Here is a 17500-nt window from a genome sequence, read left to right as displayed (position 1 = left end):
ACACAGATACCTCTACTTTTATGAAACATTATAGCTGCATTGTGGCAGTTACTATTGAAAACTTGAAACGGTTTAGCTTTATGATGGCAAGTATATTCTGAACAAGAAATACCAATGAATTTTTGGATTTCATTTAACAAGAATTAACGTTATTCCATATATCAGCACGAATACCTCTCTTTTATGAAACCCCTTAGCTACATTGTGGCAAGTACTATTGAAGACTTGAAACGGTTTAGCTTTATGATGGCAAGTATATTCTGAACAAGAAATACCAATGAATTTTTGGATTTCATTTAACAAGAATTAACGTTATTCCATATATCAGCACGAATACCTCTCTTTTATGAAACCCCTTAGCTACATTGTGGCAAGTACTATTGAAGACTTGAAACGGTTTAGCTTTATGATGGCAAGTATATTCTGAACAAGAAATACCAATGAATTTTTGGATTTCATTTAACAAGAATTAACGTTATTCCATATATCGGCACGAATACCTTTACTTTTATGAAACATCATAGCTACATTGTGGCAGTTACTATTAAAAACTTGAAACGTTATAGCTATATGGTGGCAACAACTCTTTAAATCTGAAACATAAACGCACTAAAATCTGTTCATATAAAAAAAAATATTTTTTATTTAAATTAGTGCTAAACATTGATATAAAGCCATTCTTTAAAAAAACTAAAAAATCCCAATGAAATGCTATAGCTATATGATGGCAACAACTTTTTTTAAAAAAAACCTATGAATCCATATGTAACAAGGGTTTAGGTACATTTCAAGCGCAATGAAACATTGATCTCAAACTTGAAACGCCATAGCTTTATGATGGCAACAATCTAAAAAAAACATGAAACGTATATAGCTATATGATGGCAATAGTCCCTTGACGTAAATTAACATGAAAACGCTATACCACAACATTTATGAATGAATTCTACACATTATTTAGTCATTTCAAAATATGAAACGTTATAGCTATATGATGGCAACAACTTTTAGACAAAATTACTAAAAAACCTATCATATCAAGGTTTAGGTGCTGTTTCATTAATTTCAGATACGTTTCATATTCAAAATACCTTATAGCTTTATGGTGGCCAAAAGTTTTTTTTTGTGAAACGTTGAATCCCTTGTGCCTCTAAGGCTGAGGTTGCGTTTCACATTTTTGATTTTCCTCTTAAAGAGACACATTTCACCAAGATTCGATTTGATATAATCAAAATTGAATTTTTATATCCTATTTAGGTAAAAACTGAAACTCATAATAAGAGGAGGTGAAAAAGATGGCTAAACCTTTCGTTATAAAGAACAAACGTAGTTTAAATGGTGAAACAACAACTCCAGTATTAGTAACAATTAAAGCATGGCAAAAATTAGTGGAAGCTTTAGAAGGCAAATACTATAGCTTTAAAGATACATATCTAGAAGATATCGTAAATTCAATGTCTTACGAGGAACGAATTGCAGATGAAGAAGGGTTTGTTGAAAAAGCCAAACCATCTTTTTCACTTCAAATGAAAAATCTCTTCACTAAAGCAAATGGTAGAAAGCATAAGCTATATGGTATTACTAATGCAGATCTAGAAGTATTTCTATTTCTACATAAAAAATGTAATACCTATGGTGAACTTTCTCATGTTTCCATTCACATGCTTTGGGAGGACTACAAAAACTATAAAGAAGCATTTGCACATATTCATCATTCACAATTCTATGTTGCGTTGAAAAAGCTTAGCTTACACAACATCATTGAAATTGAGAATGAATACAGTGGTAAATATAAAATTACATTAACTGATTTTATGAACAAGGAAACAAATAAAGCGAATCCTTACACGTTTATCAGCCCAATTGTATTTACAAAAGAGTTCTTCGATTTATCCATTGCTGCTAAAAAGCTATTTATTGATATCGCAATGCAGCAAAAACGAGAAACTACTCTGAAACGTTCACTAAACAAATTTGATGAACAAGGACAACAGACTCATTTGGGCGGTATGTATCGCTTCTTACATAAGAAATACCCACATCAGATACGTTCTGTAATGGCTGAATTAACAACTAAATCAACTGCTACTGGATCTTCTTTGTTTAAAATTTGCAAATTAGAAAAAGGGAAAAAGAATAAAAAGCAGTATACAACACTGCATTTATCTGTACACCCTGATTTCCTGTGTAATAAGGAAGTAGGGGAAGAGTATCGCGATCCATTTACACCAAGACTTACATATAAACGTAAAGCTAAGTTCATTGAAGAAGCGTTAGTTGAAATGAATATTGCAGAATTTACAAAAGATATAAACCAATTTATAAATGTCTTAAAACATTCCTGTCATCGTCAAATCCGCCAAGTAATTCGTGGATTACGCGAAATGATTGATAGACAAGAGGGTTTCCCTAAAAATCTTGTTTATACACTAAGCAAATTATTAAAGCAGTCTTCTCAATATCGCGTATTAGATACGGCTGCTAAAACAGGTATTTATTCTCTGATTACACATAATGTACCGAGAGAAAAACAAGAAGATGCGTTATTTAAATTTGGTACTCACTTTGCTATATATTCATTGCAACATGTTAAGAAGTTATTCTGTAAAGCACATGACCTTCTTCATTCTACATATGCGGTTCCTGTGACTGAAGAAGCATACCATCGTAATTATATGCAGTATCAAGAAGAAACACTATTTAGGAAGTATGCTTTTGAGCAAGGAGTAAATGTTAACGCATATATTGCATTAGAAATTAAAATTCGTGAATTATTAAAATCTCATGGCCATAAAGAACATCATATTCCAAGTGATATTCGCGAACTGTTCATTGAAAAAATAGATAGAGTGCCTAAGGAAAAAATCCGCGTAATTGAAGTTCCTAAAGACTTTAATTTAATCGATTTTCTTCATTCCTTAGAAGCTTATTACCGTAAAAATAGTGAAACACCATGCACGGTAGATCAACTGCTTCCTGCAATGTAAAATTACATGCTCTCCTTTTTTGAAAAATCAAAGAAGGAGGGCTATTCGTGCTGAAATTAGAAATTATATTCGTACTATCCAAACAAAAAAGAGAGAGATTCTTAAATTTGAGTTAGAATACCTCTCTTTTTTTATACACTTCTATACAAAATTCCTAAAATATAATCAGTAATTCACAATTTCACTTTACTTTTTTCTGAACATTCGTTCTCTTACTGGCATTTAATCTACTAAAAATCGTAAATATATATATTAATTCAGTGGATATCTTAATAATATTGCCCAAATGTGTACAATAAAATAGCTCAAAGCTTTATTTATAAACGTTTTATATATAAAGCTACTTAAAATCAGAATGTTTTTTGTTAATAATGTTGATTTACTGAATTATGTCTATAACTTACTTCTAAATGTTAATAAAATGTGGGTTATTTTATAGCGTATGTGGAAATCATGTTATTAATTTAAGCTAGACTACCATTAATCTTATATACACTTTTACGCATCAAAATGATGCTGATTATATGTAGGTTAAGTAATTCAACTTTATGATATTTTGTATATTTAGAGCGACGTAAAACGCAATAAATACATTTCCAATAAGTGTTTTTTTCGATTTTTTATGGTTCTATAACTTTGCAGACACTGTTATTACTGAGTTTGTAGGCCATTTTTCATAAGTATAATAGTTTTATCTTTATATTCTTTTTATATAAAAGATATATATTATATTAGGTTTTAACGTAATATCCGAAAAATGTGCATCTCTTAATTATCTAAAAGGTAATAATCTTTCACTAAGTAAAAAATAAATTTAAATACTTGAAAATACTGAGGGTATTATTTTAGAAAAGATGTGTAATCAGTATGAAAAGGAAAATTAATTCAAATAGAAACATTATCAGTATGAACTAAAGGGAAGAGATGTATTAATTGCTCAGACAACAATTATACGCTGAGTTTATCCATATAGACCTTAATTAGAAGAGACAATACAATATCATCTTAAATGAACAAACAACTCATGAGGAGTCGATAAAACCTATATTAGAGTAAAAAGAAAACTTATTTTGTCGAACAAGTCTATCTAAGATCAAAAACACTTTATGAATAAAGTGTTTTGTTTAGCTTCATAAGCTAGAAATGTAGAAAAAATTTCTACTCTATGTTTGTATACTTTAATTTTGTATCAGAACCATCCAAAATTAAAGTATACAAATTATGGAAACTATTTGAAGTTTACAAGATTCCCTTTGTATATTGAAAATATGCCAAGCTCTCTAAAGAAATGACAAAAAATATAGAATACTATATTTAATAAATCTTGTTTTAGAAATTAAAAAAAATAAAAACATTAGAATTAATTTTTGATCTTTCATACTTACTACAGCAAGCTATTGAAGATTTAAGCTTAGTAAATTTCAAAGTTAATCCATTGGTAAATGAATGAATATTCAGTATCTATTAAATGTAATTTCTATAGTAGAGTTACCCGGAGACTGATAACAGTTCACAGAAAACAAGCACGGCTATTGAAGATTTTTGTGTTGAAAAATACTAAGATTCTAGAAAACTATAAGAGGACATGACAAATAACCTTGCTGTATATGATTATTTTGAGCAAGGCTATTTGTCATTGGATTTTTTAAAATTTATCTGTTCTGTTTTCTTCTAAAAAATTATAGAAAACAAACATACGATTATTATTTGCACTCAAAAACGAGTTTGTTTTTTGGGTATGACGTTTTCTACGTTCTTGATTCTGTTTAGATTTTTGATTAAACATCTTTATGAAATGCGCAGGATTGCTGATTTCAGCTGTATTAAACTGAAACCATTGCACACATTCTTCAATATCCCATCTTGTGTAGCGATCGATATCAGGTGGCAGTCTTAAAGCAATTATGTACGCATCATTTTCGGAAAGGTATGTTAATTCTTGACTCAAAATGTAATAATATGCTTTTTTCTGATCATCACTTAAGTAATCGTTTAGGTCATGTAATCTGTTATTATCTTCTTTTGATTCAATATTTGAATTTGGTTTGACTTGCTTTTCTATGCTGAAAAGATCTATAGAAGATGAAGCTTTTATATTTTTCTTTATATCTTTATAATTAGATACAACACGCTTCTTAATGTACTTGTTTTTTAAAAAGCTAATAAAAGTAGAGCAGACATCAATTGTTAAAGCCCATTTTACCTTAAAGTATTCAATAATTTTCAAATAATTATTATGTATGGTTAAAATGTAAATGGAAGGGGCAATCCTACCATGCCGCCTTACTTTAATCTGCTGGCATATATCCAAATCTTGCAGCCAATTTAACACATAGTTAATAAGGGGCTTTGAAATACCCGATTTTTTGCTGATATAATCTTGCTTTACCTGAGAATACCCTTCTTGTACTAGATATGATAAAACTGTTTCTAAAGCTTCATACTTACGTTTGGTGAGGTAATCCTTTGTAGTGACACCTTCATATTCTAGGACTATACTATCAATGTAAGTAATAACTTTCTTAATTGATTGATTAATAGCTCCAGTTTTTTTAGATAAGTGTTTGATGTGGGGACTTAGTTCCACTTTTGCTCGACTGAGCAAAAAGTTGTGTAATAACACAGAAAAAACCTCCTAAATTTCCCACCACAAATAAACAGGAAAACAGAGGTTTTATATTCACATTATATGTACCATATGATATAATTTTTATATCAAGTATGTAAAGAAAAACACATACATTTGTAATGTGGATAAAACTCTATCTCTTAGAGTTTTTAATTGGTTCCGGTCGCCAAACTAGAAACCAATTAAAAACTGAACGGTGGGGTTTTATTTTTTTGTTTATAAAAACTAACGTATGTTGACAAGTTAATTATATTTTACAATTCCGTTTGAATAATATCAACACTCTAAGTTCATATTTTAATAGTAAAGACAAAAATTTAGATGAACTAACTATTTTTTATTTAAAAATAACAGAATATTCTTTTAATAAATGAGAAAAATAGAAAGTGTTTAGCTATGGTATAATCACCTTAAATATATAAATTTCAGAATATTTTACAAGTTTGATTACATACCGCTGAAAAAGAGGTGAAAATACATGGGAAATCTAAATAAAGTAATTGATGATTACATATCATTTAGAAACATGACATACACAGATCTTGCAAAAGAAGTTGGTGTCGCTAAATCAACTATTTCAAATTATCTTAACAAGAATAATGCATTATCAGTATACACCTTTTCAAAACTTGTATATGTTGTTTTTGAAAATGACAAGGATAAGCAAGAACAAATGATTATTAATTACTTAAGTACATTAAAAGATAGAATGAATATAAATGTAAAAGTTGCATTTGCAATTGCCCATTTAAATGATTACTTAAAATTAATGAAATTTATTTCTCAACTTTGTAAGAAAAGTGACGATATAGAAATGAAACGATTGGAACGAGTTTTTAATCTATATAATGCCCGTTTAGACGGTGAAGATGTCAAAGATATATATTTAGATATTGAGAAAGCGAGAACGATATCTAATAAAAAGAATTATGATATAGAAATTTTTTGTGATCTCCTTAGTATGCTAATTTTATGTGATTTAGGTGACTTTGGATTAATGGAAGGGTATAAAGTTAGAATTGAAAATAATATAGAATTAGTGACTAATAGTTACTTAAAGAATTTATATTATTTTTGGGTCAAAGAACTATGGAGTTATTCACTTTTAAGAACAGATATGTGTCAGGATTTTGAAGAACACAATATATATTTAAAAACATATAAAGATCTGAAATTTTTTCCGGTCATGGAAGCGTTTTTGAATATTAGGTGCGGAGAAAATTACATGTTTTCTGATTATAAAAAGTCCTTAAATTTCTTTTTAGAAGCTATAAATATATTGTGTGGAGCGAAAGAGAGTTTAAAATTTACGATAGCATTGAATGATATTAATTTTATAAGAATTGTTTGGTGGAAAGATATAGATAAAATAGAATTTAATAGACTTCATCCAGCTGAGCATGCCCTTTTTTTAATCAAGGAAGGGAAAAAGAATGAAGCTATAAATATACTGGAAAATATTGAAATGAAAAAAGGGTATTTATCACCAATGCAGACATGCTATATGGGGATGGCTAAGAGTGATTTAGCATTGGTAAAGAAATCTATTAATATGTTTAAGTCAAATAATGATTTTTTGTATGTAAAGTTTGCAGAAGGAATATATGATAAATATATAGAAAAAGTAATGTGATTTTTACAGAAAGGAAAGAATAGAATGAAAAAGTTATCTGGATTGATAATAGTTACCTTGTTTTTGATAACAATAGTAAGTAGTTTATCAGGTAAAATGATATCTAATCAACATGATTTTAAATATAAAAATATTGATAATCAATCTGTTTCTTATATGAAAGTCGACTCTGGTGAAAGCTCTCCTAGTTTATTTGAATCTTATGAATCTAATAAAGTTACAGTTAATAAATCTATAATGTATAGAATGGTCGATCCTGGTGGTGGTGGCTAATTCTAAATCTGCTTTATTTACAAAAGACATCGTTTAAACGATGTCTTTTGTGCTTTTATAAAACGTTTCATAACTTTTTAAATAAGAAATTGCGAAATATATGTGTCTAGATTCACAATCTATAAATGGAGGGATAGAAATGAAATTAAGTATAAATGAGCTTATAGAAATTGTAAAAGAGATGGATCTACAAACTTTTGGTGAAATTATTGAATTATGTTCAGAATATAGCTGTAAAGAGGAATAAAAGAGTCTTAAAAACAATGACTCTCTTATTCCTCTTCATCAATTTGCATCGTTAGTTTGTTTGCATATTTTAGTAATTCTTCTTCGATTCTAGGCTTATGTTTATCTGGGACACTCATGTACTTGTCATAAAGTAGTCGGGCTAGGCGTTCAACAGGGTCTTCACCCTTTATAGTATTTAATAATTCTTTATCAGGGATTTCGTTTTTTAATAAAGAAGCTGTATTAACGTTAAAATAATTTGCGATTTCTTCTAGTTTGTTTAAGCGTGGCTTCTTTTCTCCTGTTTCCCAACTAGAAACAGTTCTATACGTAGTTTTAAGATCTTTCCCCATTTCTTTTCGACTTACTCCTTTTAAAGCCCTTAATTTTTTTATGTTTTTTCCTAATACGTTTTCTTCAATCTTCATATAATTCATCACTCCAATATTAAGCAAGTAGGTTTTAAAATGAATATCTAGCTAATCGTGTACTAAAAGTGTTAAAAATAAGAACTTTAAGTGTTGACTTTGGGCTAATAGACTAATAAACTGTAAATAAGGAGGCGAGACATTTGACAGTTCTAAGAGAAATTCGTGAATCAAAGGGCTATACAATTAATGAGGTTTCAAAAGGTTCAAAAATCCCCTCTAGTACTTTGTATGATGTTGAATCAGGGAGAAAAGGCCTAATTACCAGTCGGGCAAAAAGTATTGCAAATTTTTTGGGAGTACCTATCGAAAACCTCTTTTTTGCAACATATTATCGAGCAAATTTGGAATAAGCGATTTTCATAAAAAAAATCATACATTTATATTGTAAATGAATCATGTAGAAAAGGTACAATTTTATTACTATTTTTTAAGTTTTTAAATCTGAAATTTCAGATTAATCATATTATTCCGGTAAACATACGAAAAACATTTGCATCGGATGGATAATTACTTAACAAAGAAACTTTTTCTTTTGAAATTAAAGAGGCTGATCAAATTATTATCTATATAGTGAAGAATCAAAAGAATCCCATATCACATCAATCGGACCAACCACAGGTACTGGAATAACGAAAAGTAACCGAAACTCCTGTCATACCACAACTAGAGAAACCACAGCTAAAACAAACACCAAAGAAAATCGAAACTTATCTTCCGACAACAGGCAGTAAAGCCGAAACTCCGAAAATCCATACATAAAATGGATCGGTCTTGCATGTGTCGTACTTGGCTTAATTGGAGCCGCATTTTCAGTAAGAAACCGTAAGAAAGCTCAATTGTGAAAGGAGTAATTACAAATTGAGACAAGGAAAAATGAAAGAATATGAAGCTCATTTTAGTGAAATAGATGAAAATCCGCTAGGCTTTGCTATTGGATTTCGGAATGCATGTATACTCGTAATTCCCATTTGGACAGTTGTTTTTTGATAGGGAGCAAGATATAAAAAAACGAGAGGGAGATGAAATGTCAGGAATCTACATCGGTAATGTTAAACAAAGCCCTATTAACCCATTGGATATAAAGAGTATATATGAAACGGAAAAAAATCTATTAGTTTTAGGGAAACCCGGAAAAGGAACGAATCATCGTAAAAGTGATTGGCTTTCTAAAGAATTAATGCAAGCTATTTCCATCTCTCAAACTGTAATTAAGCTGAAAGAACGGTATGATTTCTGGATAGAATCCGCTACAAATTTATTGGCAGGAAGTATCTTGTATTTAAATCGACGGCATGGAGATTTGTACTATTTAGATTTAGAAAAGGTTAGGGAATTTGTACAAAAAGCAAAAGAAAAAGATAACTATCTTTTTAAGTTAAGTGAGTTATTGAAGAAAGATCATCCGGCCTATCAAATGTTTAGAGTTTTAGCTTTGTCAGCAAAAGAAATAAGGCAAGGTACAATCATTACACTTTTACGAATTTTAGATGAACAGAAAGAACAACATGAGAAAATAGAGAAACAGAGAGGGTATTTTTGGTTTCAATACTAGTCATAAGCGGAAAATGAGATAGGAAGGAGTGCAAAGCATGTTAGGCGTAGCTAAGAAGTATACAAAGGTGATTAGAGCGTTGAAAGAACTGAATGAAGGGGAAAAGGTTGCAGGTGTGATAAAAGCTCGTTTTTGGGCTTATAAATTGGTCATAGAAGGTGTAAAAGAAACAACCAATGATTTTATTTTCATTTTTGATCCAAAAGGAATCTTTTATGAAGATACACATCATGAAAAACGAGAACAAGGGTATCAAATAATCAAACATGATTTATTAACTGGTTATGAAACGCTACAAATGGATCTAAAACAAAAATCCGTTGTGTATATCAGTGTAGAAACGGAAACAAGTACGTATCAAGGTAGAGGAGAAGCATTATCAAGTTTTCTTCAGTATCTAACAGAATGCAAGAATATAAGACCGATTCACCTGGTATTTCATCAATATGATTTGTACCCAATCCCTCATATGGAGCAGTTTTTAAAAGAAAGCGCAACATACCACATTCATCATTCAATCGTAGTTGAATCTCAATCCGCATTACAGCACATATACGGAAAAGAGGCCGCACAACGCATCATAAGCTCGTATAACACAACAATCCTAGCATGATATCAAGCACTCGTTCACTATTTCATCCTATCTAGATGGTTAGAAAACTAGACAAGTGAGAAGCATTTTTCTCCCTTCTTTATCAAAAATAGGAGGCGTTCATATGGGAAAAGAACAAAGACTCACATTTTATGATATTGCCGCATCACAGGCTCATAGTGTTAAAACTTTTGATGGAAAAACATACGAACTGAAAGGCACCATTGCAATTGAAAGTACTACAGGAAGCATCGAAAAAGTAGCTCAAATTTATTATCAAGTGCGCTCTGTCAGAGACGAACATCAAAACTTAATTGCAAAACGAAAACATAAACAAGCTGAATTAGTAGCTGTAAAACAAAAGTGTAAATAAAAAAAGCGATTTTGAAGTGTGCTGAGAACATGGCGCAAAGTAACTTGCTCTTTGACAAAGTAAGATCTATTTAGCGTGCCTCCCTTGAAACGGTCACTAGAGGGGTTAGGTATACGATTATCGTTGGATGAGTGAGATCGTAAAACTTATCTGTGACTATTGGGAAATGTAATGTATCAAAGATCTGTATGTGCCAGTAATCGTGAGGAATATCCCATTTTGACATTCTAAAGAAGCGGTGAACAACACCAACAGTAGATACATAAGGTTCTACGTTCACACCAAAATACGTAGTGCGGTATTGGGCTAAAGAGACTAAGTCGGGGTTAGTCTCTTTATGCATGCCAATACAGGGTTCGTCATTCCAGCCATAAATGACATTTTTGTTTTTGATCTTATTTTCCTTTAAATATTTTGAAATAAAGACAGATGATGAAGTATAAATGTGTCTCACCACACTTGAAAATCGCTTATTAAAATAGGGTAATAGCAAAGGGAGGGATATGTATGAGTCGTAAAGGGTGGATTATATCCGCTGTTGTTGGACTATTAATTGCAATTGGTATTGGTTCAACATTTGTCTTTAGCTCTGGAAAAGGGGAAGTAATGGATCTTAGTCCGTTAGAAATGAAAAAGTTCATGAGTGAGGATGGAACAGGTTTTATTATGTTGAACTCTAATATGAGACATAGTGATGATTGGATTTTTCTTGTGAAGAAAATAGCTGAAAAGGAAAAGATTCAAGTAAGAGGATTGAATGAAAATCGTGAGGACATTCCAGGTTCAAGTAATCCTCACGATTGGGGATTATCACAACGAAGAGATTCTCTGGCTTATTATGAAAAAGGAAAACTGAAAAAAGATATTGATTTTTCTAAGTTTAAAGAGTCCGAACTTGAAAAAGAAGTTACCTATTTTGTTCAAGATTGTAAAGATCAATATCAGAAGTAATCACATAATCATTGAAAGGTGGTGATACAGTGGCGATTACACAGAAGGAATTAAAAAAAGAAAAAGAAATGGTAGCAAACCTATTAAAAGCCAATGGTCAGGATTATAACCATTGGCTTCATTTACATCATCAGAAATGTATGGAAGAAAATCAAGATTTAGTAATGAAAGCTTTACAAGCTTATAAAGCAACATCAACAGAAGTAAAAGAAGACAGCAAACCGAATGAAACAAGTCAGCTTAGTAACGTATAAGCATCTAAAAATGAAAAGGGAGTGAATGTATATGTCAATGTTGGAAACAGTAGCTCAAATGTTAGTGTTAGGTGATGCGATGGATGGTCTAATTAATACGGGTAATTCATTTATTACATGGATGCAAAGAGGAGCACAGGTTAGTACAGCTATTGTATTTTGTTGGGGCGCTTATCTCTTAATTTGGGGTGGTGAACGAGGAAGACATAAATGTGTTTGGTGGTTTATTGGTGGGGCAGCCGGACTCGTTATCGTAATGGGGTGCATGTACTTATCAGAGAGCGTAACGAGTAATGTTAAATTTGGTCAAATATTATTTCCATTTCTTTGGATGAAGTAGTGAATAAATATAAATAAGGCAATGAGGAAGCTATGCAAAGGGTATGGCTTTTTTTGTTGCCTTTTTTCATGGAATTTAAAGTAAATGTGAGAAAGGAGAAGCCATGTTTGTCATTTTTAAGAGTAGTAATGGAACAGAAATTCAGTCGGGTAAGCAATATTCGTTTCATGAGGCTTATACCTTAACTAAAAGATTAGAACGTGTGTATAGAGAAGCAGGGCGGCAAGAACATATTGATTTCGATTTGTTAGATGGTCATTCTAATGAAATTTATAACGGTACTTTATCACTTGGTTCGAGATATGCAGATCATATTTTTGATCACATTTCTAAAAAAATGAATGTGATGCAATTAGATCCAGAACAAGAGGAACAAAAAAAGGAGCTGTTAGAAACGTTAGAAAGGGAAATCAATGATTCTCCTTTTCATGAAGAATATGAATATCAAGAAGAATTATCAGAAAGAAAGGAAGAACCCTCTTATAGTCCATCGGATGAAGTGAAAACACAAGTAAAGCCTGGAAAGGAAAATAGAAAAGGATTCAAAATTATTGCGAGTGTCATAGGAAGCGTCGTGTTAATTGGAGCTGGTGCCATATTTGCCTTTAAATTATTCTCTTCCGAGCCAGTTTCGAGTGCAAATGCTGGTTCTGAACAATACGTAGTAAAAGGATTACAACAGGCAGCCATTCAACAGTATGGGGAAGCTGTTAAATACTTCGATAAAGTCAATTACACAGAATTAGATAGAGATAGTCAGAAGGCAGTTTTATTTACTTATTTATTAAATGGAAAGGCAAATAAGGCATTACAATATGAGCCGAAATTTGCAGAAAGTGTGGTTGCTTATTTTATTGGGATAGACAACATGAATAAAATCAATGAAATTGATGTCAAAAATGATGTAATCGACTTTGAAAAGGCAGCGCTTAATAAGAAATATGAGGAGGTAATCAAGCTTAAGGGGAAAGTCAATATGGATGGTAGACGTGAAAAACTCATTGTTGAAGCTTTTGTAAATCTAAAAAAATATGAAGATTGTTATTCTTTTGCCAAAACGCAAGGAAATAAAAACTTGATGAAAGAAGTCAAAGAATTAGAGAAACGAGATATTCAACAATCTACGATAAGTGAAGAGGAAAAGAAAGCTAAGATTGAAAAAATTGATAAAGATCTACAGAACATCTAAGGGGGAAAAAATAACATGCCATTAAATTATGAGAATTTGTACAAAAAAATGGGAATTGTTTTTCTTGGTGGTTCATTGATATTAAGTACGACAGGTTGCAGTTGGTTTGGAAGTAAGGAATCATCAAAAAGTAAACCAGCTATTACAAAAAAGGTGGATAAGAATAAGCCGGATGAAAAGAAAGAAGATCTGAACAAACAAGATTTTGAAGCAATTACAGAAAACGCAATTCAACGTAAAGATAATGAAGTTGCTTATGTACTCGAAGAATTGGATAAATCAAAAATTAATTTTAAAGAAAAATCTATTGTAAGTAATCTTCAAAATGGGGATGAAACCACTTCTCGTGTTCTAGCACTCTTTGATAAAGAAACAACAGATAAATCAATTCAAGATACAGCAAAGGATAATGTGATTGCAGCTATTACAGATAATAAGCCACAAGTCACCGTGAATGGAGATCATTTTGCATTTGGCGATCAAAATATTGATTCTTCAGTAGCGAGTATAGGAGATATTCTTCCACCAGAGAAGAAACCAGATGCAATTGTGAACCCACCAATTACACCGGAGGGTGAGAATGGTAATACGGAAAATATAGGGATAGAAAAACCAAAACCACCAATAGAGCCGGAGAAACCAACAAATCCAGAGAAACCGACAGAACCGGAAAAACCAACAGATCCAGAAAAACCAACAGATCCAGAAAAACCAACAGATCCAGAGAAGCCAACAGATCCAGAAAAACCAACAGAACCAGAGAAACCAACAGATCCAGAGAAACCAACAGATCCAGAGAAGCCGACAGATCCAGAGAAGCCAACAGATCCAGAGAAACCAACAGATCCAGAGAAACCAACAGATCCAGAGAAACCAACAGATCCAGAGAAGCCGACAGAACCAGAGAAACCAACAGATCCAGAGAAACCAACAGATCCAGAGAAACCGACAGATCCAGAGAAACCAACAGATCCAGAGAAACCAACAGATCCAGAGAAACCAACAGATCCAGGGAAGCCGACAGAACCAGAAAAACCAACAGAACCGGAGAAACCAACAGAACCAGAAAAACCAACAGAACCGGACAAACCAACAAATCCAGAGAAACCAACAGAACCGGAGAAACCAACAAAACCAGAGAAACCGACAGAACCAGAAAAGCCAACAGAGTTAAATAACCAAGAGTCAAAATCAGATGTAACAGTTTAAAGGGGGATTCGCTTACCCATGTACAAGGATGAAATTTCAATTAAATATAAGTTAGCAGAAAAAAAAGTACTCATTCCATTGAGTACTTTTTTGTTTGTTGGAATATTTTTAATCGCAAATTTTTTACTCAATTTATCTTTAGAGCTGATAGAAACAACATTTAGTGACTTATTACATCCCAAACCATTTCATATAGAGGTAGGATTTCTTTTTCGGATGCCAATTGCAGAACATCCGATTTACTACATGCTTGTTTTCCTTGTAGTGATTGGAACCATTGCAAGAACGGTGTACAAACTAAAATCTTCCTTTAAAAACTTAAATAATCATCAGAAAGGATCTAGTCGTTTTACAACAGTTGAAGAGCTGAAAAAGCAGTATCGAGCTGTACCAGATCGAGAGGAATCATTTAAAGGTGGCGGCGGTGTTGTTATCTCCCGACTAGGTGATAAGGTATTTATTGATGATAGCCCGGTAAATAATTTAATCATTGGTACAACACGCTCTGGTAAAGGGGAAACTTATGTATTTCCTACAATTGATGTTTATTCCAGAGCGGAGCATCAGCCTTCTTTAATTATTAATACACCAAAAGGGGAACTATTTACGGCATCGAAAGATACCCTGGAAGAACGAGGGTATCACATTGAAGTTTTGAACTTGTTAAACCCACTTGATTCTATGAGTTATAACTTATTGCAGCTTGTAAAAGATGCTTATAAAGATGGAGATTATTCAACAGCTCAAGCACTATGTAAAACACTTTCTCACACTTTGTATTACAACCCAACTGTCAAAGATCCTTTTTGGCAACAGTGCGCTATGAGCTTGTGCAATGCCATGATATTAGCTGTTACGGATAAATGTATTGCAGAAGGAACAGAAGAAAAAATCACAATGTATGCAGTAGCAAATATGTTATCAGAACTTGGTTCAAAAGAGGTAATCGTAGATCCGGAAGCCGATCCACAAAATGCATTAGATTTATACTTTGAAGGTTTGCCAGCAGATAGTGTTGCGAAAATGCAATATGCAACCTCAAACTTCTCGAAAGGAACGACACGAGGCGGAATCTTCACCCAAACAATGAACGGACTCTCTATCTTTACGTTTGATGAAATCGCAAAAATGACAGCAAAAAACAGTGTAGACTTAAAGCGTGTAGGTTTTGGGAAAACCATTAAAGGAAAAGCAATACCTAGAAAACGAGTGGAAATTATATTCCCGGATGGTTCAAAAGAATCTGTAAAAACAGATGTTATAGGACGTTTTGTATTGGATTTTAAACAAAAAATAAAAGTGAAAGACACAATACAAATCATTGAAAAAGGGAGTAATAAAGAAACAATAGTTTCTATTACGAAAATAGATGATAAGACAGGGGATACAGAGTTTCAATTGTTAAAGAAACATGAAGATATACAGGTAACAAAGATTGACTTCTTTGATAAGCCAATTGCTATCTTTATGATTACACCAGACTATGATTCTTCGAATCATGTCATTGCTTCTATTTTTGTAAGGCAGCTCTATTTCATATTAGCGAAGGGGGCATCGCTTGCTCGAGGGGGAGAATGCCACCGTGAAGTAGTATTTTTACTCGATGAATTTGGCAACATGCCGAGTATAGAAGGAATGGCGAATATTATTACGGTTTGTCTCGGTAGAAATATTCGCTTTAACCTTGTTGTTCAAGCATACGCACAAATAAAAAATAAGTATGGAGATGATGCAGATACCATTGATGGAAACTGTGGGAATACCATTTACATTCTAACAAACGATCAAGAAACAGCAGAAAAAGTGTCCAAAAAGCTTGGGAATAAGACAATTAACCTACCTTCTCGAAGTGGAAAAGGTCTTTCTACTGATAAAAATAAAACGGAAGGTCTAGATCAACGACCATTGTTAACATCAAATGAACTGATGAGTTTTAAAGAAGGAGAAAGTGCCGTTATTCGTGTAATAAAACGTCAAGATAATAATCGAAAACGTATCAGACCACGACCAATATATAATAGGGAAGAAACAGCCTTAAAATATAGATGGGAGTACTTAGGAGTAGAGTTCGATACGGATAAATCCATTTTAGATATAGATATTGATTCTCTACATGATGATGTAGATCCGAAAAAACTCATTGTAGATTTTTTAGGAGAGAGAAAAGTAGAACAAATTGAGAAAGAAACATCAGAGCCAGAGCGGGAAGATTTATCACCAGTAGAGACACCGCAGCCAGTAGAAGAACCAACAATGATGGGAATTGATGAAGATATTCCCGAAGAGGCGTTTCAACAGGAAGATAGCCCGTTTGATTCCCTCTCCATTAAAAATTGGAAAGAAAAAACGGTTAATGAATTTTTTGAATCTGATTTAGCGGTTTTGAAACTGGTTGATAAGTTCTTTTTAGCACAGTTAGGCAAATCAATAGATGAAGTTAAAAATCAAGAAATGGGCGAGTTTTACAGTGAATTTCAAATGTTGGCCCACAATGACCACATCGACAAAAGTGTTTATCAAGCAGTCGAAAACAAGATTAATCGAATCTTACGTGATTTAGAAGAAAAAGAACAAGTGACGAGTTAGAAACGCACTCAAATGATTGAGTGCGTTTTTGAATTCAAACTAAAGGAGGAAGAGGGAATGTGCGTACCGACAATAACGGATAAAATGCAATTGATTTTAGATAGTTACTCGCCGTTTGTAACAGAAGAAAATGAGGTCATTCTTGGTCTAGAAGATGCGGTTCTTTTCCTTTCAGTAGATCGGGAACAAAAAGGGAAATTGATTATTCGTATTGACAGATTGAATGAAAGGGTGAATTGGACAGCAAAGGAAATATTAGGGCAGTAATAAGCA

At 32.3% G+C, this 17500-nt stretch carries 17 protein-coding genes and 1 pseudogene; 16 read left to right on the top strand and 2 right to left on the bottom strand.

The window, feature by feature from the left end; translation table 11 throughout:
- Positions 1 to 1295 precede the first annotated feature (1295 nt).
- Positions 1296 to 2987: a hypothetical protein gene (locus ACE38F_RS26730; protein WP_375370935.1), complete on the top strand. Its 1692-nt coding sequence runs from the start codon at positions 1296 to 1298 to the stop codon at positions 2985 to 2987.
- Positions 2988 to 4632: 1645 nt separating this feature from the next.
- Here the strand turns inward: ACE38F_RS26730 and ACE38F_RS26725 are convergent.
- Entirely contained in the window at positions 4633 to 5610 is a 978-nt protein-coding gene (locus ACE38F_RS26725) for a Replicase RepFR55 (RefSeq protein WP_375370936.1), read from the bottom strand.
- A gap of 484 nt (positions 5611 to 6094) precedes the next feature.
- Between ACE38F_RS26725 and ACE38F_RS26720 the strand changes: the two genes are divergently transcribed.
- Together ACE38F_RS26720 and ACE38F_RS26715 are read left to right on the top strand one after the other, a co-directional pair.
- Positions 6095 to 7249, top strand: coding sequence for an AimR family lysis-lysogeny pheromone receptor (locus ACE38F_RS26720; RefSeq protein ID WP_375370937.1), 1155 nt, complete (start codon positions 6095 to 6097; stop codon positions 7247 to 7249).
- A gap of 24 nt (positions 7250 to 7273) precedes the next feature.
- A complete protein-coding gene (locus ACE38F_RS26715) occupies positions 7274 to 7522 on the top strand; it encodes a hypothetical protein (RefSeq protein WP_375370938.1) in 249 nt (82 codons plus the stop codon).
- 272 nt (positions 7523 to 7794) lie between these two features.
- On the opposite strand, the gene ACE38F_RS26710 is transcribed toward ACE38F_RS26715, so the two are convergent.
- Positions 7795 to 8178 carry a helix-turn-helix domain-containing protein gene (locus ACE38F_RS26710; RefSeq protein WP_215556891.1) on the bottom strand — a complete coding sequence of 128 codons (384 nt, stop codon included), beginning with the start codon at positions 8176 to 8178 and terminating at the stop codon, positions 7795 to 7797.
- Between the two features lie 143 nt (positions 8179 to 8321).
- Between ACE38F_RS26710 and ACE38F_RS26705 the strand changes: the two genes are divergently transcribed.
- The 13 genes and pseudogenes from ACE38F_RS26705 (at position 8322) to ACE38F_RS26645 (ending at position 17494) form a co-directional block, all read left to right on the top strand.
- The gene (locus ACE38F_RS26705) at positions 8322 to 8531 is read left to right on the top strand and encodes a helix-turn-helix domain-containing protein (RefSeq protein WP_215556890.1); all 210 of its coding nucleotides are present in this window, start codon (positions 8322 to 8324) and stop codon (positions 8529 to 8531) included.
- Between the two features lie 130 nt (positions 8532 to 8661).
- A pseudogene (locus ACE38F_RS26700) lies at positions 8662 to 9023 on the top strand (adhesin); the annotation flags it as partial.
- Positions 9024 to 9039: 16 nt separating this feature from the next.
- Positions 9040 to 9168, top strand: coding sequence for a hypothetical protein (locus ACE38F_RS26695; protein ID WP_375371043.1), 129 nt, complete (start codon positions 9040 to 9042; stop codon positions 9166 to 9168).
- 37 nt (positions 9169 to 9205) lie between these two features.
- A complete protein-coding gene (locus ACE38F_RS26690) occupies positions 9206 to 9733 on the top strand; it encodes a hypothetical protein (protein ID WP_375370939.1) in 528 nt (175 codons plus the stop codon).
- 37 nt (positions 9734 to 9770) lie between these two features.
- Entirely contained in the window at positions 9771 to 10346 is a 576-nt protein-coding gene (locus ACE38F_RS26685) for a TraM recognition domain-containing protein (RefSeq protein ID WP_375370940.1), read from the top strand.
- A 103-nt stretch (positions 10347 to 10449) separates the two neighbouring features.
- Complete coding sequence (locus tag ACE38F_RS26680) at positions 10450 to 10698, top strand: hypothetical protein (protein ID WP_048536243.1); 249 nt, start codon at positions 10450 to 10452, stop codon at positions 10696 to 10698.
- Positions 10699 to 11205: 507 nt separating this feature from the next.
- On the top strand, positions 11206 to 11649 hold the full coding sequence (locus tag ACE38F_RS26675; RefSeq protein ID WP_375370941.1) for a hypothetical protein: 444 nt from the start codon (positions 11206 to 11208) through the stop codon (positions 11647 to 11649).
- A gap of 29 nt (positions 11650 to 11678) precedes the next feature.
- Complete coding sequence (locus tag ACE38F_RS26670; protein WP_375370942.1) at positions 11679 to 11903, top strand: hypothetical protein; 225 nt, start codon at positions 11679 to 11681, stop codon at positions 11901 to 11903.
- A gap of 31 nt (positions 11904 to 11934) precedes the next feature.
- Positions 11935 to 12243 carry a hypothetical protein gene (locus ACE38F_RS26665; RefSeq protein ID WP_002090834.1) on the top strand — a complete coding sequence of 103 codons (309 nt, stop codon included), beginning with the start codon at positions 11935 to 11937 and terminating at the stop codon, positions 12241 to 12243.
- A 103-nt stretch (positions 12244 to 12346) separates the two neighbouring features.
- Positions 12347 to 13432 (top strand): hypothetical protein, encoded by a 1086-nt coding sequence (locus tag ACE38F_RS26660; protein WP_375370943.1) that lies wholly within the window; start codon positions 12347 to 12349, stop codon positions 13430 to 13432.
- A 15-nt stretch (positions 13433 to 13447) separates the two neighbouring features.
- On the top strand, positions 13448 to 14641 hold the full coding sequence (locus tag ACE38F_RS26655; RefSeq protein ID WP_375370944.1) for a hypothetical protein: 1194 nt from the start codon (positions 13448 to 13450) through the stop codon (positions 14639 to 14641).
- Between the two features lie 18 nt (positions 14642 to 14659).
- Positions 14660 to 17227 carry a VirD4-like conjugal transfer protein, CD1115 family gene (locus tag ACE38F_RS26650; RefSeq protein ID WP_375370945.1) on the top strand — a complete coding sequence of 856 codons (2568 nt, stop codon included), beginning with the start codon at positions 14660 to 14662 and terminating at the stop codon, positions 17225 to 17227.
- A gap of 57 nt (positions 17228 to 17284) precedes the next feature.
- Entirely contained in the window at positions 17285 to 17494 is a 210-nt protein-coding gene (locus tag ACE38F_RS26645; protein ID WP_328054060.1) for a hypothetical protein, read from the top strand.
- Positions 17495 to 17500: the final 6 nt, after the last annotated feature.

This window comes from Bacillus altaicus (assembly GCF_042136375.2).
In the GTDB taxonomy this organism is placed as follows: domain Bacteria; phylum Bacillota; class Bacilli; order Bacillales; family Bacillaceae_G; genus Bacillus_A; species Bacillus_A cereus_U.
This window is presented reverse-complemented; position numbering and strand designations above follow the sequence as displayed.